The following is a 24,738-nucleotide window of genomic DNA, read 5'->3' on the forward strand; positions in this document are numbered from 1 at the left end:
GACCCGCGTTCTGCTAGCTGTTTCCGGAGGATTCCACGAAGCGCGCGTTCTCCCGGTCGATGACCTCGAACTCGGCGACGCTGGTCAGACCGGAGTCATAGAGCTCCGTGAGGTTGACGCTCGCCGTGCCGGCGCTGTCCAGCACGAGCTGCGCCGGTGGATCGTGCTTCTCGGCGAACTTCTTGCCGTACTTGTCGGTCCCCCACGGCGCGGGGACCACGCTGCGGATGTGGACCACCCCGTCCGCGGCCGTCTTCAGCTCCGTGGCGATCTGCCCGATCTCCCGGAACAGCCGGCGGGCGAGATCGACGTCTATCCTCGTCTCCTCGGCCATCGCCTACTCCGTTCCCGGGGGCGTGCCACCCGGCCGGGATCGCGGCGCGTCGGGCCGCTCGGTCTTGTCCGCCGTGCCGCCCAGCAGCGGGATCAGGTTCTCGAAGCTGGCGGCGAACATCGAGTTCACCACCTGGGTCACGTCGACCTTTCCCTGGGCGAGGTCACCGAGCCCGACGCCCGGCATCACCTGGTGGCCGCTGAGCTGATCCATGGTGGCGAACGCCTGCTGCCGGCCGCGTGAGATCGTCTCGGTGACCAGCGCGCCCAGCTCGGAGGGCGGCATCGTCCGGTACTTGGTATTGTTGAACGACAACTGCACCAGCTCGCCCCGGCCGTCGAACGTCGCCGAGACCACCTTGTTCGGCGACTCCACCATGGTCGTCGTCTCGTCGAGCCGCTGCTGGAACTCCTCCAGCTTGCGCTGTTCCTCCATGTACAGCGCCAGTGCCTCCTCGAGCGTCCCCTTGCCGACCGCCCGTGCATCCGGGGTTTCAGCCATGCCGGTCTCCCTTCGGTGGTGTCTTGCGAATGTCCTTCTGCACCGTCCTGGACTCCTCCTGAACGGTGTTCCGCTGATCGCGGCGTCCCAGCACCGTCCAGCCGCCGTCGGAGTTGCCCCAGGCGGACGGGTCGGTCTGCATCGTGTTGACCGTGCGGCGCTGCTGCATGGCGCCGCCCTCCATGCCCATCCCCATGCCCATCGGCATGAACGGCATCATCGGCGCCCCCATACCCGCCGAGGCGGAAGGCCCGGCACCGGACGGCGGAACGGAGGGCGGGCCACCCGGCTCGTCCTCGCCCACCGCGTGTATCGCCACCGGCCGGAACAGGTCGGTGACCTCGCCGCCGGGCGCGTCCATGAGCTGGATGCCGGTGTCGCCGACCGGCCGGCCCGCCAGCCCCTGTCCCGCCTCCACGAAGATGTCGGACAGCACCTGAAGGATTAGCTGCGCCTGTCTGTCGTACACATCCGAGGTCGCGGGGTTCGCGCCGCCGTGCTGCGCTCTGGCGAGCGCCAGGTCCGCCACGCGCGACCTGCCCGCCGCCAACGCGTCACCGGCGCGGCGCAGCGTGAGCGGCGGGTTCCCGATCTGCAACTCGCGCAGCACCTCGGCGGTACGGACCAGCGGTGCGCGGATCACGTCGGCGGCTCTGGTGCCGTCCGCCTGGTGGTAGGCGTCGTCGATGTCGTCGAGGTGCCGGTCGAACGCGCGCATGAAGTCCCGCAGCACGGCCTCCGCGTCGTCGAAGAGCGCCGCCTGTGCGTAGAGGCTCTGCGGGTCGGCACCCGCCAGGCATCCGGCGACCGCCTCCAGCGTGCCGAGGGCCGGCTGGGGTCCCGATGCGACGGTTCGTTCGGCCATCGCTCACCGCCCCAGCGGGACGCTCGACGCGACATCGTCGCCCTCACCCCACACGCCCTGGTCGCCTTCGATCCAGACGTTGCGCTCGCGGTCGCGCATCATGCCCTCACCGCCCATGCCGCCCATGGGTGGCGGCATCATCGGCATACCGCTCCCGGCGCCCATACCCGGGGACAGACCGGCCGGCACCGCCGCGAGCGTGCTGGGCGCGGAGCCACGGTCGGTGACGGGTGCCAGTTCGAGCGGCGCCCGGCCGGCGCCGTCGTCCGCGGCGCCACCGGGCGCCGATCCGCCGCCGCCCGCGGACGGCACGCCGTCCCCGCCGCGCAGGAAGTCGGAGACGGAGTCGCTGGAGCCGGTCTCCGCGGCGAGCGCGTCGATCGCGTCGGCGGCGGCCTCCTTGGCGTCCTCCAGCGCGTCGACGCGGGCCTGCCGCTCAGGATCGGCGGGGTCGCCGGAGGCCAGCTCCTGCTGGATGAGTTCGTCGATGGAGCCGGTGACGGCCTCCCTGGCGTCGCCCAGCGCGTCGTCCCGCACCTCGCCGGCCGAGGTCTCGTCGTCCGGATCGACCGCGTCGGCCAGGCCGTCGCCGTCCTGATCGGGCTCGTCCGTACCGGCCTCGATGAGGTCGTCGATGGCCTGGTCGGCGGCCTCCTTCGCCTCCTGAAGCGCCTCGTCGCGTTCGGCGTCCGCCGCCGGGTCCGCGCCCTTCTCGTCGATGAGGTCCTGGATCGCCCCGTCCGCGGCCTCCCGCGCGTCTCGCAGCGCGGCGTCCCGGCCGGGGTCGCCTTCGGCGTCCGGATCTTTGGACGACGTGGGCAATCCGTCATCCGATCCCGGGCCCATCAAATCCGCGATGGCCTCGTCGGCGGCCTCCTTCGCCTCCTGAAGCGCCTCGTCGCGTTCGGCGTCCGCCGCCGGGTCCGCGCCCTCCTCGTCGATGAGGTCCTGGATCGCCCCGTCCGCGGCGTCCTGCGCATCGCGCAGAGCTGCGCTCCGGCCGGGGGTGTCCGGCCCGCCGGAGGAGGTGTTCGGCAGACCACCCGCGGAGCCGCCGCCCGTGGTACCACCGCCCATCAGGTCCTCGATGGCCTGATCGGCGGCATCCTGCGCCTCCTCCAGCGCCTCTCGCCGCTCCGCGGCGGCGTCCCGCTCCGGATCGGTGCCGACGGTGGATGGCGTCTTGATCCCACCTCCGCCGGTGAGCCCGCTCGTGCCGCCACCGCTGCCGGCGCCCGCACCGGTGCCCGGACCCGCGTCCTCCGCCGGAGCGCCCGAGCCCCCGCCCATCAGGTCCTCGATGGCCTGGTTCGCCGCCTCCTGCGCGTCCTCCAGCGCCTTGTTGCGCACCGGCGACGAACCCGGGGTGGTGCTTCCGGAACCACCGCCGCCGAGACCGGCGTTGCCGAGACCGGGCGCCTGCGTCCCGGTGCCGCCCGAGGTCGTGCCACCGGAGTCCGTCCCGGCGGCGCCGGACCCGCCGCCCATCAAACCTTCGATGGCGTCGTTCGCCGCTTGCTGTGCCTCTTGGAGAGCGCGCTGCCGTTCACTCGAAGGGCTGTTCCCACCGGAGCCGCCACCGGTTCCGGTCGTTCCGCCGCCTCCGGTCCCGGCGTCGGACGTGGGCGCGGGAAGCGCTTCCTGCGGCATCCCCGGCGTGCCGAGGGAACCGGCGCCGCCGGTATCGCCTCCCGAGGTACCGGGGATGTCGAGGCCGCCACCGGAGCCGGAGCCACCACCGCTCCCGGGGCCGCTACTGGCGGTGTCGAGCCCGGAGCCGCCCCCGCCGGTGCCGAGGCCCCCACCGCCACTCCCGGTGCCCAGCCCGGAGCCACCGCCGGAGCCCAGCCCGGAGCCACCGCCCGAGCCGAGGCCGGAGCCACCGCCCGAGCCGAGGCCGGAGCCACCGCCGGAGCCGAGGCCCGCGCCGCCACCGCCGGTGTTGGTGTTGTTGTTGGTGTTCGGTGGCGTAACGACCGGGTTCGAGTCGTTCGGGTTCGCCTCCATGACGCTGATGACCAGTGGTTTCAACGCGGTTCCCTTGTCCCGGTACTGCTGGGACAACGCGATCATCTCATCCCTGAGCCGCTGCATCATCAGGCGCTCGCCGAGCTGATAGGCGGCCTCGCGGGCGGCGTTGAGCGCGTCGGCGTAGCCGGTGGTGTCCCAGCCGACATCGCTGTAGGCCAGGTCCACGCGCTGCTTGGCGTACTCCTCGAGCTGATCGGTCAGGCGGTGACCGGCCGCGACGATCTGCCAGAAGTTACGCCGGAACACCACGATCGCGTGGCCGACGCCGCCGACCGCGTCGCCATAGTTGGCGAGTGGGGCCTGCACGCCGGTCCGGCTCTTCTCGACGATCGAGTTCACCTTCTGCTCGAACGCGGCGGCGGACTCGCCGGAAAAGTTGGCGCGCACCTCACCGAGGAGCTTCTTCACCTCGTCGTAGAAGTCGCCGAGCGACTTGTGCACCACCTTGTACGACTCCGCGGCGTTCCAGTAACCGGTGTGTGCCGTAGACCCTTCCTGGATCAGGTGCCCGACCACCGGACCGACATCCGTCCACACCTCGAGTTCGGCAAATGTCTGGCCCGTGGGTGGCGCGATGTCGAGCGAGCCGATCTCGTTGATTGCCATACCTAGCCTTCGATCGCGAAGCCGGATTCATGTCGGTGGGCGGCCGGTCATCGTGCGCCGGATGTCGGCATGCAGCCGTCAGGGGCAAGCCGGAGTCGTCAGGGGACGGGCGGAATCGACCGGTCGCCGTCCGGTGGCGTGGTACCGACCGTGACGCCCTTGCCCCACTCGCCCCACTTGGTGAAGTCCACGTCGTCGCTGTCGTTACCCGTGTCGCCGGGCACGTTCAGATATTCGCCGATGTCCCTGGAATCGCCGTCGAACTTGACCGTCACCGTGCCGTCCGAGTTGAACGTCCAGGAATTGTTCCCGGATCCGTCGTCGCCCTTGTCACCGGTGTCGAAGTTCAGACCGGTGCGTCCGGGGTGCGGCGTGAAATTGGCATCGGAGAGGTCGTCCACGATGGACTTGGCCAGGTTGTTGAATTTGTCGACCGAGGCGCTGTTCGAGGTATCGACCGTGGCGAACGCGTTCACCAGTGACTCCAGCGCCATCGCGATCTCCTCACAGGCGATGCGCAGATAGACGCCGTGCTGCACGAGGCCGTCCCGGCGGTCGTCGACGATCGCCCTCAGCCACATGGCGGCGTCGAACTCGCCCGCGTTCGGAGCGTGCTCCTTCAGCTTGGCGAACGTGGGTTCGTAGGTGTCCATGAGTGACTTGAACTTCTTCGCCAACTCCGCGAGCTTGGCGCTGTTCATCGACGTGGTGGCCACGTGCCGCCTTTCCGAGTCGGCCGGTCAGGGCAAGGACGGGACACGGAACGGCGCCCGTGGTGGCGCCGTTCCGGCCACGGTGCGATCAGCCGGCCAGGGCCTGCCCGCCGGCACGGTCCTGATCGCGCATCGCCTCCGCGGACCTCTGCACCTCCATCTGGAGCTGGTCCACGATCACGCCCATGTCGGCGATGTTGGCCTGGATGTTCGCGGCGCGCTGCGCGTAGCTGCTCGCGGCCTCGCCCTCCCATGACCCCAGAGCGGTGGCGGTCTCGCCCCGGAGTTGGTCCACCAGGGCCAGAATGGTGCGGTTGACGCTGCGCATGTTCTCCACCCCCTGCTCCAGCACGGGGTAGTTGTAGGTCATGGTGCCGTCGTACACGTCTTACTCCTCAGGCGCTTCGATGGTGTCCGGTGAACGATTGGTCTCAGAGGCCCGCGAGAATGCCGCCCTGACGGGAGACCTGACCGGCGCTCGCCTCGTCCGTCGAGACGGTGTTCTGCACGTTTCCCTTGACCAGTTCCGACATCTCACTGAGATCGGCGAGAATCACGTGCAGCTCGCTCCTCCACGATTCGTGCGCCCGCTCCAGCGCGATCAGCATCGCGCTCGGTGAGGCGGACTTCATATCCGCGACCACGCCCTCGAAACGCGTCTGCTGCGCGTCGATCTCCGAACGGGTCTCCAGGTGCTGCTGAGCGACGGAATCCGCGACTACCGGATCGAGGCTAGTGCGTCCTGCCATGAGTTCCTCCGGTCCTGCTGCCATGACTCCCCATCGCGCCGCGCCGACGGATGGGCCACCGAACAGATCGTGGCAGGAAATCGAGCGCGATCCCGGCGCGATCGCTACTTCGTGGCCGCTGCCAGGGTCATCCCTTGACAGTTTCCCAGCACGTCAGCGACTCCCGTCACGGGTCGTCAGAGCCGTTTCCGGATCGAGGGCCGGACCGCTGGGAACGAGCGACAACAGTTCGCCGGGGAGATCGACCGGCGCGACGCCGCCGTAGCCGAGCGCGGAGACGGCCTCGCCCGGAAGCGGATACTTCAGCCCGTACTCACACACCAGGAAAAGGGCCCCGACGGCACCGGGGGCATAGCGATTGCGTACCAGCACACCGGTGCCCGCGGGGATGACGGTGCGGTCCACGGTCGTACCCGCGGTCGTCAGCCGGGGCACCGCCACCGCGCCGGTGGCGGCCGACCGGGTCGTCCGCATCAGCGTGACGCCGGTGGTGCCGTCAACGGGGCGGTACCGGACGCAGGGAAGGTCGTCGGGGCCGGGCCGGCCGAGCCGGGGCGGATCCGCCGGATACGGGTCGACGAACTCCGTGCTCGCGGCGACCTCGGTCCCAGCCAGTTCGTCGGCGCGCAGCGGGAGCGGTGCGACCGCGCCGTCCGGATAGACCGTCCGAATGCGCGCATCGGCCAGCGCGAGCGTCGCGACGGTCCGGCTCAGTCGCACCAGCCCGTCGCCCCGGGCGAGATAGAGCGTGACATCGCCGGTGGCCTGATTGCGTACCTCGAACACCTGCCCCACCACGCTGCCGCGACCACCGAGTTCCGGGCCCGGCTGCCCGCGCCCGTCGACCTGGGGGAACGCCAGATCCCGGCCGGCGGGAATCGGATTCAGCCAGGCCGCGGAGACCTTGATCGGCTCCACGGCGGCGTATCCGAGCGCGACCGTGACCTCGGGGGCGGCGAGCCGGTACCGGCGGCCCTGTGCGACGAGATACGTCTCCTGGCCGGCGCGTACCAGGAAGCCCTCCGCGTCCGCGACCGGTTGCAGCGACGGCGGTTCGTGCAGGAACAGCACGCTGGCCGGCGCGGTCTCCGGCTGCGCGCAGAGCGTCCACGCCCCGGTGTAGAGCTTGTCCGCCGCCGGCAGTGAGTCTGGTGCGTCGGGAATGCCGATCGGCGTGCCCACCGTCACCTGCGTGAGCGAGCTGCGCGACACGCTGACCACCCGGAACTGCGCACTCTCCCCGATCACGAGTCGCGCCGACGCGTAGTTCAGCACCGGACGAAGCTGACCGCCCACCATCAGGTAGCGGGCACCGGTCTCCTTCACCACGATCAGCACGCCCGGCTCACGCCACGACGAGTCACCGCCGGGCCGGAACAGTCCGTAGATACCGAATCCGCCGGCGATGACCAACGCGAGCAGCAGCCCGATGACGTAGCCCAGCACCGGGCGCCGATTGGGCGGCTCGTACGCGTCCGGCCTGCCGTGCATGACCGCCGACGTGAGCCGGCCGACGACGTAGAAGTACGCCTGTACCTGATCCTTACGTGACTGCATCAGCTCGCCCAGGCCCGGACCATCTGATAGACGCCCAGCACCGCCCCGAGCACCGGCAGCAGCGCGGTCGCCACCAGGATCTCCGCGATGTCCACCGCCCGGCCCCAGTACGGGCGAAGCCGGCGGCCGGGAAGCATCACGCTCAGCGCCAGCAGCGCGCCGCCATAGGCGATCAGGCTCGGCACCAGCACCGCCGCGCGCACCGGCGCCGTCTGGTCCAGCGCGAGGCGGTGGAGCACGAACAGCACCAGCGCCGCCGCCGGGACCATGGTCGCCCACCGGGGCACCATGCCGTCCACGTGCCGCGCTCGCATGAACAGCAGCGCCGCCACCAGGGCCCCCATGATCGCTTCCCAGCCGCCACCGGGCAGCACCAGTACCCCGCCGAGCAGCATCTGCGCGACACCGAGGCCGATGGACAGCGCCGCGAGATACCGCACGCCCACCGCACCGCGCTCCACGACCACGACGTGCGGAGCCGGGTCGATGTCCTCGCTGAGCTCCTCCGGTTTGCCCGGCAGCATCGGCAGCGCCAGTCCGCCCAGCCGGAACGCCGCGGCCGGCAACAGGATCGCCACGATCAGGCTGACGGACAGCCCGATCGCCGCGGCGCTCTGCTGCGTCACGCCGCTGATCGCCGCGATCATCGCCGGCAGCGCGGTGACCGCGCAGCACAGCATGACCGCGACGAAGACCAGCCCCGAGTCGGAGACCGCGGTCAGGCCCGCGGCCAGGGCCAGCATCGCGGCGAGCGCCGCCAGGGACACCGGCACGGCAAGGCCGGCGGCCGGTGCGGCCGCCATCGCGACGGTCCAGCCGGCGACCGCCGCGTACACGGCCGCGACGACGGCCAGGGCCGTGCCGGCCGCCGTGTCCCGGATCGCCCGGCTCACCACGCCGGCCGCCAGCAGTAGCAGGATCGCCGCGCCCACCGCCACCAGGCACCGGGTCAGCGCCGGGCCCTCGGTGGTGAGGACCGCCGCGCCGCACAGCAGCACCAGCGTGGCCATCACCAGCAGCATGAACCTCGTCCGCGCCACCGACCAGCGATGTGGATGCCGGCGCACCTGCTCACCGACGCCGTCGACGAGATCGTCGAAATCGATCGGTGGCAGGTGATCCGCGCGCGGCCGCAGGTACACGGTCTCGCCGTCGACCAGGTTGAGTTCCACGGCGGTACGGTCCTCGTCCAGCGGTGGCTGCCCGAGGCGCTGCACCACCCAGCCGTCGTGCTCGGTGCCGTGGTCGGCCGACTCCGGATGCATCCGCGTCAGGATCACCGGCAACAGGTCGCCGAGCGGCACCTCGCCCGGCAAGGCGAGGTCGGCGCCGTGTGACCCGAGCACGAACCGTAGCCTCACCGGCGCCGCTATGCGATGCTTGGTCCGCTCTTCCATCGGTGTGTTCCGGTTCCTTCCTGCCAGGGCCAAAACCGCCACACGACCCAAGACCGTAGGCCAGACCGACGGCCGCACCGGCCACCGCGGACATGTTGCCGTCCCGGACTCGGGAAAGCCCTCGCCGAAGGAGAGCAGAACGTGGGCACGGTCGTGTTCACCCGCAAACCACGCCGCACGGGACCCACGCCACCGGCCGACGAGATCACGTTGCAGGAACCTCCCGTCGTACCGGAGCCCGCCGAGCGCGGCATCAGCGCCGTGCTCATGTACGCCCCGATGGGCATCGCCTCGCTCGCGATGGTCCTGATGTTCCTGCGCCCGAACGCCGGAGCACTCGCCTACGTCGGCGTCTCGCTCATGGTCATCTCGTCGGTCGGCATGGCGATCGTGCCGCTGATCCGCGCCGCCGGGCAGCACAAGCACCGGCTCAACGGCGAGCGCCGCGACTACCTGCGCTATCTGGGCCAGACCCGCCGCAGGGTACGGGCCGCGCTGGCCGAGGAGCGCCGGGCGGCCCGATGGCAGCACCCGGACCCCGGCTCGCTGTGGTCGATGGCGCTCAGCCAGCGGCTCTGGGAGCGCCGGCCCGCGCACGACGACTTCGGTGAGATCCGGGTGGGTCTGGGCACCCGCCGTTCCACGCTGCGGCTGCTGCCACCGCAGAGCAAACCGGTCGAGGAACTGGAGCCGCTGGCCGCACACGCCCTGCGCCGTTTCCTGCGCGCCTATTCGACGCTGCACGACGCGCCGATCGCCCTGTACCTGCGCGGGTTCTGCCGTATTCAGTTCCAGGGGCGGCCGGGCTGCGTACGCGCCCTGCTACGTGCGATGCTGTGTCAGGCGGTCGTCGCCCACGCCCCGGGTGAGGTGCGGGTGCTGCTGGCCGTCTCCCCCGCCACCCGGGACGCCTGGGACTGGGCGAAGTGGTTGCCGCACGCGCAGGACGACGCCGCACCTGAGGTGAGCGGCACCCGGCGGCTGCTCGCCGACGACATCGCCGGCACGGAGGAGCTGCTGGTCGCGGCGGGACTGCCGGACCGGCCCGGTTTCGAGCCGGATACCCCGGTCACCGGACCGGAGCCGCTCGTGCTGATCGTGGTGGACGGGCAGACCGTGCCCGCCGGTCACCGGATGGCCGTCGAGGGGTACCGCAACGTCCTCGTGTTCGACGCCGGTGGAGCCATGACCTGGGAGGCCCGCCCGCACACGCTGTATCTCGAGGTCGACGAGCAGGAGCTGCGTACCGTCACGTTCGACCACCTCGGCAAGACCACGACCAGCCGGCTGTGCCGCCCCGACCGGATGAGCGTGCGGGCCGCGACCACTCTGGCCCGGTCGATGGCCCGGTACCGCCTCGGCCAGGGCGGTGGCGCCGACGAGCCGCTGGACACCCATTACGACCTGGCCGGCCTGCTGCGCCTGGGCGACCTGGAGGAGTTCGACCCGGACGGCTACCGGTCCGACCGGTCCGCCGGCGGGCGACTGCGGGTGCCGATCGGCATCTCGACCACGGGTACCCCGATCGAACTCGATCTGAAGGAGGCCGCCGAGGGTGGCATGGGCCCGCACGGCATGCTGATCGGCGCCACCGGTTCGGGCAAGAGCGAGCTGCTGCGGACGCTGGTGCTGGCGCTGGCGGCCGCGCACTCCTCGGAGGAGCTCAACCTCGTGCTGGTGGACTTCAAGGGCGGTGCCGCGTTCCTCGGCTTCGACCGGCTGCCGCACACCTCCGCCGTGATCACGAACCTCGCGGACGAGCTGCACCTCGTCGACCGCATGCAGGACGCGCTCGCCGGCGAGCTGACCCGGCGGCAGGAACACCTGCGCGCGGCCGGGAACTACGCCTCGCGCCGGGACTACGAACGGGCGCGCGCGGATGGCACCCCGCTGGAACCGATGCCGGCCCTGCTCATCGTGGTCGACGAGTTCACCGAGATGCTGACCAGCAAGCCCGAGTTCATCGACGTGTTCGCCATGATCGGCCGGTTGGGCCGAAGCCTCGGCGTCCACCTGCTGCTCGCCAGCCAGCGCCTCGACGAGGGACGCATCCACCAGATCGAGTCGCACCTGTCGTACCGCATCGGCCTGCGCACGTTCTCCGCCATGGAGAGCCGCAGCGTGCTCGGCGTACCCGACGCCTACGAACTGCCCAACGTTCCGGGCAACGGCTACCTGCGGCCGGACACTCAGACGCTGATCAGGTTCAAGGCCGCCTACTCCTCCGGACCCTACCGGCCGCCGAGCCGGCACCGGCGCCGGCTGGTACAGGGCTCGCTGGCCTCGTTCAACGCCGCGAACACGCCGCCGTCGGAGATCGCCGATCCGGACCCCGAGCCGGAGGAGGCCGAGACGCCGGGCGAGAGGCCACCCATTCTCGCGGACGTGCTTCTGGACCGGCTCCGCGGCCACGGCCCCGGCGCCCATCAGGTGTGGCTGCCGCCGTTGAAGGAGAGCGCCACGCTGGAACGGCTGCTGCCGCCGCTGGCCGATCATCCCCGGCTGGGGCTGCGACCGGTCGGGGAGTATGACACCAGCCGGCTCACCGTGCCCGTCGGCCTGGTCGACATCCCCGCCCAGCAGCGCCGGGAACTGCTGGTCGCCTCGCTCGGTGGCGCGCGCGGCAATGTCGGCGTGGTCGGCGGCCCGCAGAGCGGCAAGAGCACGCTGATCCGCACGCTCATCTGCGCGCTGGCGCTCACCCACACGGCCGAGGAGGTGCAGTTCTACTGCCTCGACTTCGGCGGTGGCGGCCTGACGTCCCTGGCGCGGCTGCCGCATGTCGGCAGCGTGGCGGGCCGGCTGGACCGGGACCGGGTCAACCGCACCGTACTGGAGATGACCAGCCTGCTCGCCCGCCGCGAGCAACTGTTCACCGAGCACGGCATCGACTCCATCGACAGCTACCGCCGGATGCGGCGCGACGGCCTGCTCCGCGACAAGGACCCGTACGGAGACGTGTTCCTGGTCGTCGACGGCTGGTACACCGCCCGGCAGGACTTCGCCGAGCTGGACGACCGATTCGGTGAGCTCGCCGCGCGCGGTCTCGGCTTCGGCATCCACCTGGTGGTCTCCTCCGGCCGGTGGTCGGAGATCCGCCCGTGGTTGCGCGATGTGCTGGGCACCCGCTTCGAGCTACGCCTCGGCGACCCGGTCGACTCCGAGGTCAACAGCCGCGCGGCCGCCACCGTGCCACCGATCCCGGGCCGCGGCATCACCACCGACCGGTTGCACTTCCTCACCGCGCTTCCGCGCATCGACGGCTACGGCGGTGTCGAGGATATCGCCGAGGCCACCGCGGAGCTGGTCGCGGCGCTGGACACGCCCACGGCTCCGCGCGCCCCGCGCGTGCATCTGCTGCCGGACCAGTTGCGCGCCGGCGAGCTGCCGCGTCCGGGATCGCCGTCCCGGGAGGCCGACGTGCACGTACCGATCGGCATCGACGACGTCCGGCTCGAGCCGTACTGGCACGACTTCGACACCAACCCGCACTTGCTCATCTTCGGCGACACGGAGACCGGGAAGACGAATCTCCTGCGCCACATCGCCCGCTCGGTCGCACGGCACTACCCGCCCGGCGAGGCCCGCGTGGTCTTCGGCGACTTTCGCCGGGAGTTGCACGACGCCATCCCGGAGCCGCACCAGATCGGCTACTCGATGGCCGCCGAACGGCTCGCCGCCACCATGCAGGAGGCCGCGAGCGTCCTTCAGAGCCGGGTTCCGGGCCCCGAGATCGCACCGAGCCGGCTGCCTCGGCGGGACTGGTGGACCGGTGGACGACTGTTCATCATCATCGACGACTTCGAGCTCATCGAGGGCGGACAATCACCGTTGCAGCCGCTGCTGCCACTGCTGCCGCAGGGCGCCGACATCGGGCTGCACCTGATCATCGCGCGCGGCACCGCCGGCGCCTCCCGGGCGATGGCGAACCCGGTGATCCGGCGTGCCTGGGAGCTGGGAACCCCAGCCATGCTGTTCTCCTGCCCTCGGGAGGAGGGGGCGTTCCTGGGCTCGCTGAAGCCGCGCACGCTGCCGGCCGGGCGAGCCCAGTACATCAACCGCCGTCGTGCCGTCCGGCTGGTGCAGACGCCGATCTCCGAGGCGCCGCCGGTGGCCGAGGGCTGACCCGGCCGCGAAAGCGCACTGTGCGGGCCGGGCGCCAGCCACGGCGCCGGCCCGCCGGCCACAACACCGCCGTGACCGCCACGAGCCCGGTCCCGGCGAGGGTCACCCCGGCTGCCAGCGCCGTCAGCCGGGGCCCGACCGCATCGTGCGGCGGAAGATCCGGCCGCGGCACGCGCATCGGCGGCAGCGACGCGACCGGCGTGTCCTCCTCCGGCAGCACCGCCGACACTGCCGCGAGCGGGTTCACCACCCCCCAGCCCACGCCGGCATCGGGCATGGCGGCGGCCGGATGGTCGGCGGTCGCGGTCAGACGATCGCGGACCTGGGCCGCGGTGAGGTGCGGCCGGTAGGCACGCACCAGAGCGGCGGTGCCGGCCACGAACGGAACGGCGTAGCTGGTGCCGCTGCCCTCCCAGTGCCCGGGACCGCGCGGCCCGACGCTGGCCACGTCCACGCCGGGCGCGACCAGGCGCAGATGCGGGCCGGTCTGGGAGAAGGTGGCGAGTTCACCGGTCGAGGTGATGGCGCCGACGGCCAGCACCGTGGGAAGCGCGGCGGGATACGCGGTCATGGTGCCCGTGTCCGCGCCGTTCGCGGCGGCGGCGACCACGACCACGTCCTTGGCCTCGGCGTAGGCGACGGCCTCGACCAGCGACTGCTCCGGTGTGGTGGTGCTCGCCGAGATGTTGATGACCCGGGCCCCGCCGTCGACCGCGGCGCGGATCCCCCGGGCCAGCAGCGCGGCCGTACCGTCGTCGGCGGCGTTCGCCACCCGGATCGGCAGGATGCGCGCCTCGGGGGCGACGCCGGCGAACCCGGTGCCGTCGGCCGGCGCCGCCGCGATGATGCCCGCGATGAAGGTGCCGTGGCCGAAGCAGTCGTCCGCAGCGCCGTCCTCGGCGGCGGTGGTGAGGTCGGCGCCGCGCAGTACCCGGCCGGCCATCTGTGGCGTGGACGCGTCGACGCCGGTGTCGACGATACCGACGACTACGCCGTCGCCTCGGGTGAGCTCCCACGCCCGCTCGGGCGCCAGCCTGGCCTGTGCCCACGGCACGCCGGTCTCGGTGGTGGTCGGCGCGGGCAGGCAGCCGTCGCCGGAGGGCAGCGGCGACGGTTCCGCGGCGCAGGCCGGTGACCACGACACGGTCGCGGCCGCGACAACCGCCGCGGCCGCGCACGCGAGCCGGCGGCCGCTCACCGGGGGTCTCCGAGCGGCACCGCGACCAGCCGCCGGGCGACGTCAGGCTCGTCCAGCCGCACGGGTGCGCGGAGGCGGCGCTGCGCCAGGCGCCGGTCGAGCCGCTGCTGGACCGCGTCATCGGTCTCCGCACTGACCTCCGTGATGTCCTCCGGCGGCAGCTCGCGCAGCAGAACAGCCACCGCGGGCTGGTCCGGTGGCGGATCGCCGTGTTCGGCGCGACGAACCGCCAGCACGCGATATCGGGTTCCGGGTGGCAGGACGGCCTCGTCGAGGCTCCGTCCGGGGGTCAGCACGGACGCCCGCCGGGCGGTACGCGGCCAGATCAGGTAGTCCACGTCCGCGTCGGCGACGGTCACCTCACCGGTGGCCGCGACGCTGCGGAACACCGGGTCGGTCACGACGGTGCCGGCCGGGTAGACCAGTTCCGGTTCCTCGCCCAGAGTCGCCTGGCACAGCACCGCCCGCCGGTGCAGCGGTAACCGGTGCAGGCCGGACAGCAGGCACGGCAGGTAGCCGGGCAGGCGCGGCGCGGTTCCACGGCGCAGGCTCTCGTTCAGGCCGATGGCGCCGTCGCCGGAGTCACCGAGGTAGACGCTGACCGCCACCAGGTCCGTCTTCGCGCCAGCGGACTCGTCGCTGCGCAGCGCCGGCCAGGTGGACAGCGCGGCGTTGACGGTCGTGAGGTGGTTGGTGTGGTGCCGTCCCAGCGCACTGGTGAACGCCGCCTGCTCCTCCTCGGTGCTGTCGCGCAGCGCCGGTGCGAGCCCGGGCGATTCCGGAGGAAGCGACAGGCGGGGGCGGCGCTGCCGTCGTGGTGCCGACGGCGACGTGCTCTCCGTCGTGGAGGCGCCGGGCGGCGTCGGTGCGCCGCCCGAAGGCGGATCCGGCGGCGCGCTCGCGCCCTTGAGCGCTGGGCCCTTCCTGCCCTGCAGCGGCTCCGTCGTGCCCACTGCGACGGCGGCCGGCAGGTGGTCGTCTTCGCCCGTGGGCGAGGACATCATCGCCATCACGATCTCGAACGACGCCGGCGGCGCGAACGACGCGGCGGACGGCACCGCGGGCTCCGCGGCGACGGGCTCACCGGACCAGCCGGTTCGTGCGCGCGGTGTCGGCTCCGCCGGTGATCCGAACTCGGCGGCGGCGGAGGAGACGAGTTCGGTCAGCCGCTGCGCGGCCAGCCGTCCGGCGAGGCGCAGCCGCAACGTGTCCGCGTGCGCGGCCGGCATACCGCGCAGCAGCGGCCGCAGGACGTTCAGCAGCCCGTCCGGTACGGTCAGGCCTGGGCTCCCGACCGTCAACGTCGCGTGCCGGGGGTCGAACATCGCGACCGCACCACCGGTGAACATCCCACGCGGGCGCACCAGGATGCCACCGGGCAGCACCTCGGCGATCGCGGGCGCGTCGTCGCCGGCGTGGTAGACACGCATGCCGAGATGCCGCCAGCCGGAGCCGAACAGTGCGGCGCCCACCGAACCCAGGGCCGTGGCCGTCGGATCGACGGGGATGAGGTGGCCGAGCCGTGCGGAGAGTTCGTTGAGCCAATGCGGGTCGATGGTCCCCGTCGCCGCCCACCGTATCGACGCCGCCGGGCCCAGCCGCGCGAACAACACCGCCACCTCGGCTGCCTCCGCGGCCGGGGTGTCCGCGACGTCGAGGATCAGCGTGGGATGCTGAAGATCCATCGGCACCCGCGGCGTCCCGGCCAGTAATTCCGTCGCAGGCCGGCGCCCGTCGGACAGCACGACCCCGGCCGGCACGGCGCGTGCCAGCAGCCCGCCGATCGTCATCGGCAGCGCGGGCAGAGCCGCCTCCCACTCCGGAACGGGGAACCGCTCGCCGCCCGCCTCGGTGGTGCCGTCCGGGCGGAAGATCCGCCAGGCGCCGGCGGATGTGGTCCGCGCCAGCATCGACCCCGTCTCGGCCACCAGGACCTCCCCCGCGGGCGCCACCAGGGTGACTCCGGTCCGCCGGGCCAGGCCGGTCAGCCAGCCGCCGGTGCGGTCCGGGTGGCCGGCACCGGCCGCGGCGACCCAGACCCGGAGCGGGCGGCCCGGTGTACCGGCGCAGAGCATCTCCGACACCTCACGGACGAGATCGGCGGAGTCCGGGTCGTGCCGGGCCGCCGCGGCCAGGACCACCGGTTCGCCGGAGACGGCCAGGACGTTCAGCGCCTTCCAATGCTCGTACGGTCCTTTTGCGGCGTCTGCCAGGAGCGCACCGGCGCCGTGCCACTCGACGGCGATGCCGGCGGTCCGCACGCCGTCCCCGGTTCCGGACAGCCTCATCCGTGGTGTTCCCTTCTGCGCCGCGGCCAGCACCGTACGCGCACGTTCAGTCGCCGGTGCCGCGGGTCCGAGGCGACGACGGCGCCGGTGTCGTCATTGATCGTGAAAGAGGGCCAGGTCCGCCGGTACGGCGTCGGCCACCGCCGCTGCCTCGGGTGCTGGGCCGGCGGACCGCCGTCGTACCGGCCGTACGCCGGTGCCGGGCCTACCGCCCCCGCCCGCGGTGAGGCCCGCCATGAGGTCCTTCGGCGCGGCCGCGAGCAGTGACAGCAGGTCCAGCAGCCGGTCGAGCGCGTCCCGGCATGCCGGGCAGGCAGCCGTGTGCCTGCGCACCCGCTCGCTGTCCGCGGCGGCGAGCTTGTCCAGGACGTAGAAGCCGAGGTCGGCACGGACTACGGAATCACGGCAGGTGGCGTCCCTCACACCACACCGACCACGTCGCCCTGGTCCCAGCTCACCGGGGTCTCCCCTCAAACCCGGATGGGCACGTGCCCGGGTCCCCCGGCGTGTCCGGCGGTATGACGTTCCGCCGACGGAAACGGTTCACCGTGGCCGGAGCGGGCCCGGCATCTCAGGGGAAGGGATAGCCGCGCTCCTCGAGCACCTGCCGCAGCGCACGCAGCGCGTGGAAGGTGCGAGATTTGACCGTACCGACCGGAATCCCGAGGTTCGCGGCCGCTTCCGCGCCGGACCGGTCATGGATGAAGACCTCGATCAGCACCGAACTCAGCCGCTCAGGCAGGGACTGGATCGCCGCGTACAGCTCATGTGCGTCGACCACGTGGCCGGTCCGGTCGCCCTCCACGACCAGTTCGTCACCCCACTGGGCGACGAGGTCGACCCGGCCGTGATGCCGGTGCGAGTCGATGGCGAGATTACGTGCCACGGTGAACAGCCACGCCCGGCTGAAGGTGCCATCCGGGTTACGTGATTCGGGCTTGCGCCATGCACGCAGCAGCGTCTCCTGCAGGATGTCCTCGGCACGGTGGGCGTCACCGCTGGTCATCCGCAGGAGGAAGCGAAGGAGTTCGGGTCCCTGAACGTCGTACAGTCGCCGTAGCTCCTGCCCTTCGTCCTCGCTCAGCGCGGCGTAGCCGTCCGCCGGCGCCGCTTCCACCGGCGCAGTCCCGTGGGCCGGATCCTTTCTCGGACCGTTCACCGGAGGTGGTTTCGCCGTCTCGGAGTTCTCACGTCTAGTGAACCTACCAAGGTCGGACCGCTCGTCGGGCCGAGCGGTCGCTGTGCTGAACCGTCACAATCCCGGAGTGTCCTCACGCCGGTCAGAACGCGTGGATCACCGGCGGCCCTCCATCGTGGACGCACCACGATCTTAACGCGGCGTTCATGAGCGACGATCTTCCCCGACCGTGGCTGGGTCCCCGCCGTGGCATGGCCTGGGCCGGTCGACGCAGTCGTGATAGGCGGTGAGCGTCCCGGCCGTCCGGCCGTTCCCACGGCGACGAGAACAGCAGTGAACATCAGCCTGGCGAGGTGCTGTCACGCGGCACGTCCGTGCACTCATCGACCAGATGCCTCACATCCGCCGGGCTGAGACACTGCAACGACCACACAACGTTCTGGCATTCCTCGCGCTCCCGCCGGCAGGTGGCGCACCGGTCCAGGTGACGGAGGGTGCTCAGCTTCGCAGCGCCGGTGAGCCTGCCGAACACGAGCAGGGCGACGTTGTGCCGCGACTCGCGGTCGTCGCAGTACGATATCGGCCCACCGTGACCGCCTCGCGGCACTCGTCGGTGCACTCGCTTCTCCCTCGTGATAGGCCGTCTTCGGACCGGACGCGGCCGCACCGATGCCGGCGGCCCGACGAGCCGCCGGGCCGAGACGCACGAACCGCGCCCACGACGAGGGCGCCTCGAACACGCGCAGCTCGTCGTCGCGGCGTGATCTCCGTACGTTCCCTTGCTCCATGCGCTTCGTCCTCGCTCGCCGGTGGTGTCGTCGCCGGCCGGTTTCTCGGGGCCGTGGCGCCGCTGGATTACGGCCCACGTCCGGCGTCGTAGCCGATACCGGTCTCGGCGTCCGCCGTCGGTAGACGATCGAGGCGGTGGCACGGTTCATCGACGCGGCGTCATCGGGCCTTCTCCACGATGTCGGCGGCCCGGGCTGCGGCCTCGCCCTCCGCGTGCAGTCGTGCGGCCAGTTCGGCGGCCCGGTCCCGGTACGTTCCGGCCAGCACTCGCTGCACGCCGCGGAGCAGGCGTTGCTCGGTGAGGTCGGCGAACCGCAGGCGATCACCGGCCCCAAGGCGGCGCAGGCGCTCGCCCCAGAACGGCTGGTCGGAAAAGACCGAGCAGACCAGGGTCGGCAGCCCCGCGGCGATCGAGGCATAGGTGGTGCCCGCCCCACCGTGGTGCACGGCGGCCCGGCACCGCGGGAACACGGAGGCGTGGTCCAGCTCACCCTCGATCCGGACGTCGTCGTCGCCGGCCTCCGTCACCTCGCTCCATCCCGCGCCGACCAGGGCGCGCCGGCCGAGAGTGGTACTCACCCGCCGGATCATGTCCAGGGTGGTACGCGGGTCGGCGACCGGCATGCTGCCGAAGCCGAAGTAGATCGGCGGGTCTCCCGCGTCCAGCCAGGCCCGCAATGCGGGGTCGATGCCGGCCATGCCGAGTCGCCGGCGGGCAGCCGGGTCCGGTGACAGAAACCCGACCAACGGGCGGCGCGGAGACCAGCCGGCCAGTTCGGGCACGAGTACCGGGCTGTACGCCTGCACCTCCGGGCTGCCCATCCGCCGCAGCCGCTCGGGGGTCGGCTCCGACGACGGCGCCATCCCGAGGCGCCGGCGCAGCGCGGCCACGCCGGGGCCGAACGCCTTCCAGTGCGCCCGCCCGGCCACCCGATGGGTGAGGGTGTTGACCGCCGCGGGCAGCCGCCGCGTGCTGACGAAGTAGGACGGCAGCGCCGGATTGGGTCGCCACGGTGCGTAGTGCAGGCACACCAGCGGCACGCCCGCCCACTCGGCGATGGTGGCCGCGTCGTCCTCGGTGAGCCGCCCGGTCACAATCACGTCGGCATCGCGGGTGGCGGCCAGCAGCGCGGTGTGGATGCTGTCGAGTGACTCGGCGCGCTTACGAGCGGCTCCGGCGAGGTACTGCCGCACGTTTCCCGCGGCCAGCCAGCGCTGGCCGTCCGGAGATTGCAGGAACTCCCGGGCGTTGACGCCCGCGGAGACGGTGGGCACGCCCGCCCGCAGGCCGAACGACACCAGATCGTCGGGCACGGCGAGCACCACGTCGTGTCCGCGGCCGACGAGTTCGACACCGAGGGTGACCATCGGTTGCACATCGCCACGGCTGCCGATGCTCAACAGCGAGATTCGCACATTCGCCCTTCCTCTCGGGGGTTCAGTGCGAGACTCCGCCCGGCCGTAACCACTCGAAAGGCCAGGCCCTGATCGCAGGTGATCATCGCGCTCGTGAACCGTTCACCCCGGCTCGGTCGTCTCCCGCCGGTGCGCCCTGCCCATCCGCACCGGACAAGGCGATCATGAGCACTACCTGTAACGAGTCGATCACCGGCGTGTGCTCCGTGGGCTCGCAGAGCCTGGGGAACCACATCCAGGCCGCGCGCGACCGCGCCTTCGTCGGCCGCACGCGGGAACTCGGACTGTTCAGAGCCGCACTGGATCCCGGTTACACCGGTCCAGCCGTGTTCTTCGTGCACGGAGCCCGCGGTAGCGGGAAGTCGGCCCTGTTACGCCGGTTCGGGCAGGAGGCCACCACCGCCGGACGGCAGGTGGTCACCGTGGACTGTCACCACCTGCGGCCCGACCCGCAGGCCTTCGAGGCCGCGGCGGCGGAGGCGTTCCGCGAGAGGCGCGCGCTGCTGATCGACGGGTTCGAGGTGTGCGACGCGCTGGAGGACTGGCTGTGGCGCGGCTTCCTCGAACGGCTGCCGGCGGACACGATCGTCGTGATCGCGGGCAGCCGGCCACCGAGTGTGCTGTGGCAGACCGACCCCGCCTGGATCAACGGGCTTCGCGTGCTGCGGCTCAACGCCCTTTCCCGGGACGAGGCCGAGGAGCTGATGGCCAGGTGCCACGTACCATCCGGCCATCGAGAGGCACTGTTCCGCTTCTCCGGTGGCCTGCCGTTGCCCCTCACCATCGGCTGCACCGCGGCGATGCGCGAGCCGGACCGTCCGGAGGCGTGGATCGGGTATCGTCCCGGATCGGGATGGGTCCTCAGGGACCTCATCGGTGACGTGCCGTCCTCGGCGCATCGGCGTGCGCTGGAGATCGCCGCGCTGGTGGTGCACACGACCGAACATCTGCTGCGGGAGACCTGCCCCGGCGACGCACCGGGCCTGTTCGCGTGGCTCCGCCGGCAGCCCTACGTCGAGGCCGGGGAGCGAGGGCTACGGCTGCACGACAGCCTGCGCGAGCTGATCACCAATGATTTTCGGTGGCGAGATCCCGTGCGGGCGCTCGCCACCGCCCGGCAGGTGGGCGACCGTCTGATGGCCCGCGTCGCGGAGGCCAGTGGCACGACGGCACTGCTGTCGTTGATCGAGGCGATCTACCTGCGCCGCTCGGACCCCGGCATCCGCCGTCTGATGGCGTGGAGTGACCACGCTGGTGTCCAGACGGACGGCTACCGTCCCGGCGACCACGCGCACCTGCACCGGATGGCCGCGGAGGCCGGGTACTCGGCGGCCATCGTGGAGTTCTGGCTGCACCGGCAGCCCCGAGCGTTCCTCGTCTACCGAGATGCTCCGGCCGGCCGGCCGGTCGGCTTCATCGCCCAGTTGGAGCTGTCCCGGCGGAGTCCCATGGAGGTACGCGCGGACCCGTTCGTGCGAGCGGTCTGGGAGCACGTCGAGCGGGAGCGGCCGCTGGAGCAGGGCGATCGCATCGCCGTCCACCGGTTCGTTCTGCCACCCCGCCAGCACGCACCGTCCGCGGCACAGGATCTGCTGCTGGCGCGCATCCCGATGTCGGCCTTCCAGGACCGGGCGATCGCCTGGTCCTTCACCCATCTGGCACGGGGCGGGCCGGCCGCACCGTTGTTGCGGCTGTTCGGCCATCACCGGCTCGACGGCGAGCAGGGGGCGGGCTTCGCGCACGACTGGCGCGCGATCCCTCCCGAGGAATGGGCCGATCGCCTCGTCGATCGCCTACTCGACCAGCCGACGCCACCACCGCCGGTGACCCTGACCCGGCCGCGGTTCGACGCGGCGGTGCGCGACGCGCTGCGGGACTGGCACAATCCCGCCCTCCTGGCCGAAAATCCGCTGATCGGTACCCGGCTGACGGGAAAGGCGCGTACCCAGGCCGATCAGGTCGACGCGCTTCGCAGGGCGCTGGCCACGGCCATCCGGGAACTCGGCGGCACCCATCGGCGGATGATGCGCCGTACCGTTGTCGAGGCGTCCTATTTGGAACCCGACGGCTGTCGCGAGCGCGACGCGTACCGTCTGGGCATGTCGCTGAGCACCCTGAAGCGGTATCTGCGCGCCGGCATCGCGGACGTCGCGGACCAGCTATGGGCACAACACAACCGGCCGGCAGCGTGATCCGGGCCGGGACGCGCCGGACATGCGGCGCGCCCCGGCCCGGGCCGGCTCATCGGCAGAGGGCCGTGTCCACCGCGTCGAGGACGTGCTGTGCGGCCGGCTCACTTTCCGGCAGCGCGGTGACGACCACGGTCACCGCTCGGCCGTCGTCCGTGGCACCGCCGCGGCTCTCGAAGCCGGGGATGTCCCCACCGTGGCCCCAGACCAGACCGCCACAGGTCAGCGGCGTGCTGAACAGGCCGAGACCGTACCGCGCACCGGCCCACGTGCCCGGCGCCTCCACCGTGGTACGCATCTGCGCCAGTTCCGCGGTGCCGAGGAGCTTGCCGCCCAGCAGCGCCCGGAAGAACGCGTTGATGTCCCGCGGCGTGGAGACGATCTGTCCGGCCGCCCATGCCCAAGACGGGTCCAGGTCGGTGATGTCGCGCAGCGGTGCGCCGGGAGCAGGACGGTGGTAACCGTTCGGGTGCGCCCCACGGATCTCCTGCTCGCCGACTGGCGGGAAGTACGTGTCACGCAGACCGGCCCGGCGGATGATCCGGTTGGTGATCTCCTCCGCCAGCGGCCGACCGGTCACCCGCTGAATAATGAGACCGGCGAGAAGGTAGTTGGTGTTGTTGTACTCCCAGCGGGTCCCGGGCTTGAATCCGGCCGGGTGGGCGAGCGCGATGTTCAGCAGTTCGTACGGCTCGTAGTAGCGGTGCTGGATGCCGAACCAGTCCCCGCCCATGATGGCGGTGTAGTTGGGCAGGCCGCTGGTGTGCTGCAGTAGCTGCCGCACCGTGATCGACCGACCGTCGATACCGTCGCCGCGGACCAGGCCGGGCAGGTACGTCTCGATCGGCTCATCGAGACCCACCTTTCCCTCACCCACGAGCTGGAGCACGGTCACCGCGGTGAACGTCTTGGTGGTGCTGCCCACCCGGAACCGGCCGTTGACCGGCACCCTGGCCTTGCTGGCCAGGTCACCGACCCCCGCGGTGTAGTCACGCACGCGGCCACCGCGGCCTTGAACGGCCGCCATCGCGGCGGGGAAACCGTCACTGATCAGCCGGTTGAGGTCCCGCTGCACCGCGTCGGCCGGGGTGGCGGCCACGGCCGTCGGCGCGGAGCCGGCGATGCCGGCGGCGACCGTCACGGCCACGGCGGCGGCGAGGACCGCGGTCACCCGGCGCGTGTGCGGCGCGGGCCGCGGGGCCCTATGACGTTGGAACACGAAGTCTCTCCTTCGGATACGCCCTTCGGGCGCCTTGTGCGATGAACAATGACAAGCCTGCGCTATCGAACGCCGGCCGACGATGCGGCCAGCCGGTCGATCATGGGTGGGGTGTACCCCCCGGCGACACGGCAGACGCGTCACCGGGAACACCGCGGCAGACGCCACCGGCCATGGTGGCCGGTGGGACGGCGACGGCGGCGGGCGCCGTCGTCGCGGGTCAGGCGTTGCGTAACAGCCGGTCGAGGACCCGCGCACCGAACCGCAGCCCGTCGACCGGCACGCGTTCGTCGATGCCGTGGAAGAGCGCGGAGAAGTTGAGATCGGGTGGCAGGCGCAGCGGCGCGAAACCGAAGCATCGGATGCCGAGTTCGTGGAAGTTCTTGGCATCGGTGCCGGCCGACAGCATGTACGGAACGGCACGCGCGCCCGGGTCCTCGGCGCGCAGTGCCGCCGCCATCGCGTCGACGAGGCTGCCGTCGAACGTGGTCTCCAGGGCGCCCTGCCGGCCCACGTGTTCGATCTCGATCTCCGGGCCGACGAGGTCCCGCAACTGCCGCAGGAGCCGCTCCTCCTCTCCCGGGAGCGTGCGGCAGTCAATGGTGGCACTCGCCCGGCCGGGAATCACGTTGTCCTTGTAACCGGCGCTGAGCCGGGTCGGATTCGCGGTGTTGCGGATGGTGGCGCCGACGATGCCGGCGATCGGTCCGAGCTTCGCGATCGCCTTCTCCGGGTCGTCGAGGTCCAACTCGATGCCGAGCAACTCGGTAACCTCCTCCAGGAAGCCCCGCACGGTCGGCGTGATCACCACGGGGAACCGGTGACGGCCCACCCTGGCCACGGCCTCGGCCAGTGTCGTAACCGCGTTGTCATCATTGATCATCGAGCCGTGACCCGGCCGGCCCCTGGCGTGCAGCCGAAGCCAGTCCATGCCCTTCTGCGCCGTCTCGACCAGATAGAGCCGCAACTCGTCGGAGACGGTGTACGAGAACCCGCCCACCTCGCCGATCGCCTCGGTGCAGCCGTCGAAGAGTTCGGGCCGGTCGGCGACCAGGCGCCGGGAACCGGCCACACCGCCGGCCTCCTCGTCGGCGGTGAAGGTCAGCACGATGTCGCGCGGCGGCGTGTAGCCGGAACGGCCCCACTGCCGCACGACGGCCAGGACCATCGCGTCGAAGTCCTTCATGTCGACCGCGCCGCGGCCCCACAGGAAGCCGTCCCGGATCTCCCCGGAGAACGGATGTACCGACCACTCGTCCGGGTCGGCGGGAACCACGTCCAGGTGGCCGTGGACCAGGAGGGCACCACGGGACGGATCGGCGCCCGGTATCCGGGCCACGAGATTGGTCCTGCCGGGCTCGGCCTCGTAGACCACAGGCTCGATGCCCACCTCGGCGAGCTTCTCCATCACGTATTCCGCGGCGGCCCGCTCACCGGCGCTCGTGCGGCTGTCACCGGTATTGGTGGTGTCGATGCGGATGAGGTCCCGGCAGAGTTCCACCACCTCGTCGGCGGCGGCTTCGCGTGCGGCTAGATCGTCCATCGCTCCTTGCTAGCACGCCCGGCACCGGTGGATCCGATCGCGATCATCGGTCGATATGCCACGCCACCAGCGAATATTCG

The 24,738-nt window shown here is 71.6% G+C and carries 18 protein-coding genes; 2 read left to right on the plus strand and 16 right to left on the minus strand.

Translation table 11 applies throughout. The annotated features are described in order from the left end of the window. Nucleotides 1-13: 13 nt before the first annotated feature. From J2S41_RS20310 to eccD, 9 genes are all read right to left on the minus strand, one after another. Nucleotides 14-334, minus strand: a complete 321-nt coding sequence (locus J2S41_RS20310; RefSeq protein ID WP_310369485.1) for a hypothetical protein — start codon at nt 332-334, stop codon at nt 14-16. 3 nt (nt 335-337) lie between these two features. Then, nucleotides 338-835 (minus strand): YbaB/EbfC family nucleoid-associated protein, encoded by a 498-nt coding sequence (locus J2S41_RS20315; protein ID WP_310369488.1) that lies wholly within the window; start codon nt 833-835, stop codon nt 338-340. After that, nucleotides 828-1,700 (minus strand): hypothetical protein, encoded by an 873-nt coding sequence (locus tag J2S41_RS20320; protein ID WP_310369489.1) that lies wholly within the window; start codon nt 1,698-1,700, stop codon nt 828-830. The genes J2S41_RS20315 and J2S41_RS20320 overlap by 8 nt, the downstream gene beginning before the upstream one ends. A 3-nt stretch (nt 1,701-1,703) precedes the next feature. After that, nucleotides 1,704-4,337 carry a hypothetical protein gene (locus tag J2S41_RS20325; RefSeq protein ID WP_310369490.1) on the minus strand — a complete coding sequence of 878 codons (2,634 nt, stop codon included), beginning with the start codon at nt 4,335-4,337 and terminating at the stop codon, nt 1,704-1,706. Between the two features lie 98 nt (nt 4,338-4,435). Next, nucleotides 4,436-5,053, minus strand: coding sequence for a hypothetical protein (locus J2S41_RS20330; RefSeq protein WP_310369491.1), 618 nt, complete (start codon nt 5,051-5,053; stop codon nt 4,436-4,438). Between the two features lie 85 nt (nt 5,054-5,138). Further along, nucleotides 5,139-5,435, minus strand: coding sequence for a WXG100 family type VII secretion target (locus tag J2S41_RS20335; protein WP_310369494.1), 297 nt, complete (start codon nt 5,433-5,435; stop codon nt 5,139-5,141). Nucleotides 5,436-5,481: 46 nt separating this feature from the next. Beyond that, nucleotides 5,482-5,823: a hypothetical protein gene (locus tag J2S41_RS20340; RefSeq protein ID WP_310369495.1), complete on the minus strand. Its 342-nt coding sequence runs from the start codon at nt 5,821-5,823 to the stop codon at nt 5,482-5,484. 129 nt (nt 5,824-5,952) lie between these two features. Beyond that, complete coding sequence (gene eccB, locus J2S41_RS20345) at nt 5,953-7,356, minus strand: type VII secretion protein EccB (protein WP_310369497.1); 1,404 nt, start codon at nt 7,354-7,356, stop codon at nt 5,953-5,955. After that, on the minus strand, nt 7,356-8,753 hold the full coding sequence (gene eccD / locus J2S41_RS20350; protein WP_310369499.1) for a type VII secretion integral membrane protein EccD: 1,398 nt from the start codon (nt 8,751-8,753) through the stop codon (nt 7,356-7,358). The genes eccB and eccD overlap by 1 nt, the downstream gene beginning before the upstream one ends. A gap of 141 nt (nt 8,754-8,894) precedes the next feature. Between eccD and eccCa the strand changes: the two genes are divergently transcribed. Beyond that, complete coding sequence (gene eccCa, locus J2S41_RS20355) at nt 8,895-12,878, plus strand: type VII secretion protein EccCa (protein ID WP_310369501.1); 3,984 nt, start codon at nt 8,895-8,897, stop codon at nt 12,876-12,878. On the opposite strand, the gene mycP is transcribed toward eccCa, so the two are convergent. The 5 genes from mycP to J2S41_RS20380 form a co-directional block, all read right to left on the minus strand. Then, nucleotides 12,808-14,076, minus strand: a complete 1,269-nt coding sequence (gene mycP, locus J2S41_RS20360; RefSeq protein WP_310369503.1) for a type VII secretion-associated serine protease mycosin — start codon at nt 14,074-14,076, stop codon at nt 12,808-12,810. The genes eccCa and mycP overlap by 71 nt on opposite strands. Continuing rightward, a complete protein-coding gene (locus tag J2S41_RS20365) occupies nt 14,073-16,364 on the minus strand; it encodes a hypothetical protein (RefSeq protein WP_310369505.1) in 2,292 nt (763 codons plus the stop codon). Before J2S41_RS20365 ends, mycP begins: the two co-directional genes overlap by 4 nt. Nucleotides 16,365-16,457: 93 nt before the next feature. Next, nucleotides 16,458-16,787: a zf-HC2 domain-containing protein gene (locus J2S41_RS20370; RefSeq protein WP_310369507.1), complete on the minus strand. Its 330-nt coding sequence runs from the start codon at nt 16,785-16,787 to the stop codon at nt 16,458-16,460. A 148-nt stretch (nt 16,788-16,935) separates the two neighbouring features. Beyond that, nucleotides 16,936-17,481, minus strand: coding sequence for a sigma-70 family RNA polymerase sigma factor (locus J2S41_RS20375; protein ID WP_310369509.1), 546 nt, complete (start codon nt 17,479-17,481; stop codon nt 16,936-16,938). A 969-nt stretch (nt 17,482-18,450) separates the two neighbouring features. Then, complete coding sequence (locus tag J2S41_RS20380; RefSeq protein ID WP_374728139.1) at nt 18,451-19,707, minus strand: glycosyltransferase; 1,257 nt, start codon at nt 19,705-19,707, stop codon at nt 18,451-18,453. 164 nt (nt 19,708-19,871) lie between these two features. Between J2S41_RS20380 and J2S41_RS20385 the strand changes: the two genes are divergently transcribed. Next, entirely contained in the window at nt 19,872-21,899 is a 2,028-nt protein-coding gene (locus tag J2S41_RS20385) for an AAA family ATPase (protein ID WP_310369513.1), read from the plus strand. 49 nt (nt 21,900-21,948) lie between these two features. Here J2S41_RS20385 and J2S41_RS20390 read toward each other — a convergent pair whose 3' ends face one another. Continuing rightward, on the minus strand, nt 21,949-23,115 hold the full coding sequence (locus J2S41_RS20390; RefSeq protein WP_374728140.1) for a serine hydrolase domain-containing protein: 1,167 nt from the start codon (nt 23,113-23,115) through the stop codon (nt 21,949-21,951). Nucleotides 23,116-23,335: 220 nt separating this feature from the next. Beyond that, nucleotides 23,336-24,658, minus strand: a complete 1,323-nt coding sequence (locus tag J2S41_RS20395) for a M20/M25/M40 family metallo-hydrolase (protein WP_310369515.1) — start codon at nt 24,656-24,658, stop codon at nt 23,336-23,338. Between the last annotated feature and the right edge of the window lie 80 nt (nt 24,659-24,738).

The sequence above is a fragment of the Catenuloplanes atrovinosus genome (assembly GCF_031458235.1).
Lineage (GTDB): Bacteria > Actinomycetota > Actinomycetes > Mycobacteriales > Micromonosporaceae > Catenuloplanes > Catenuloplanes atrovinosus.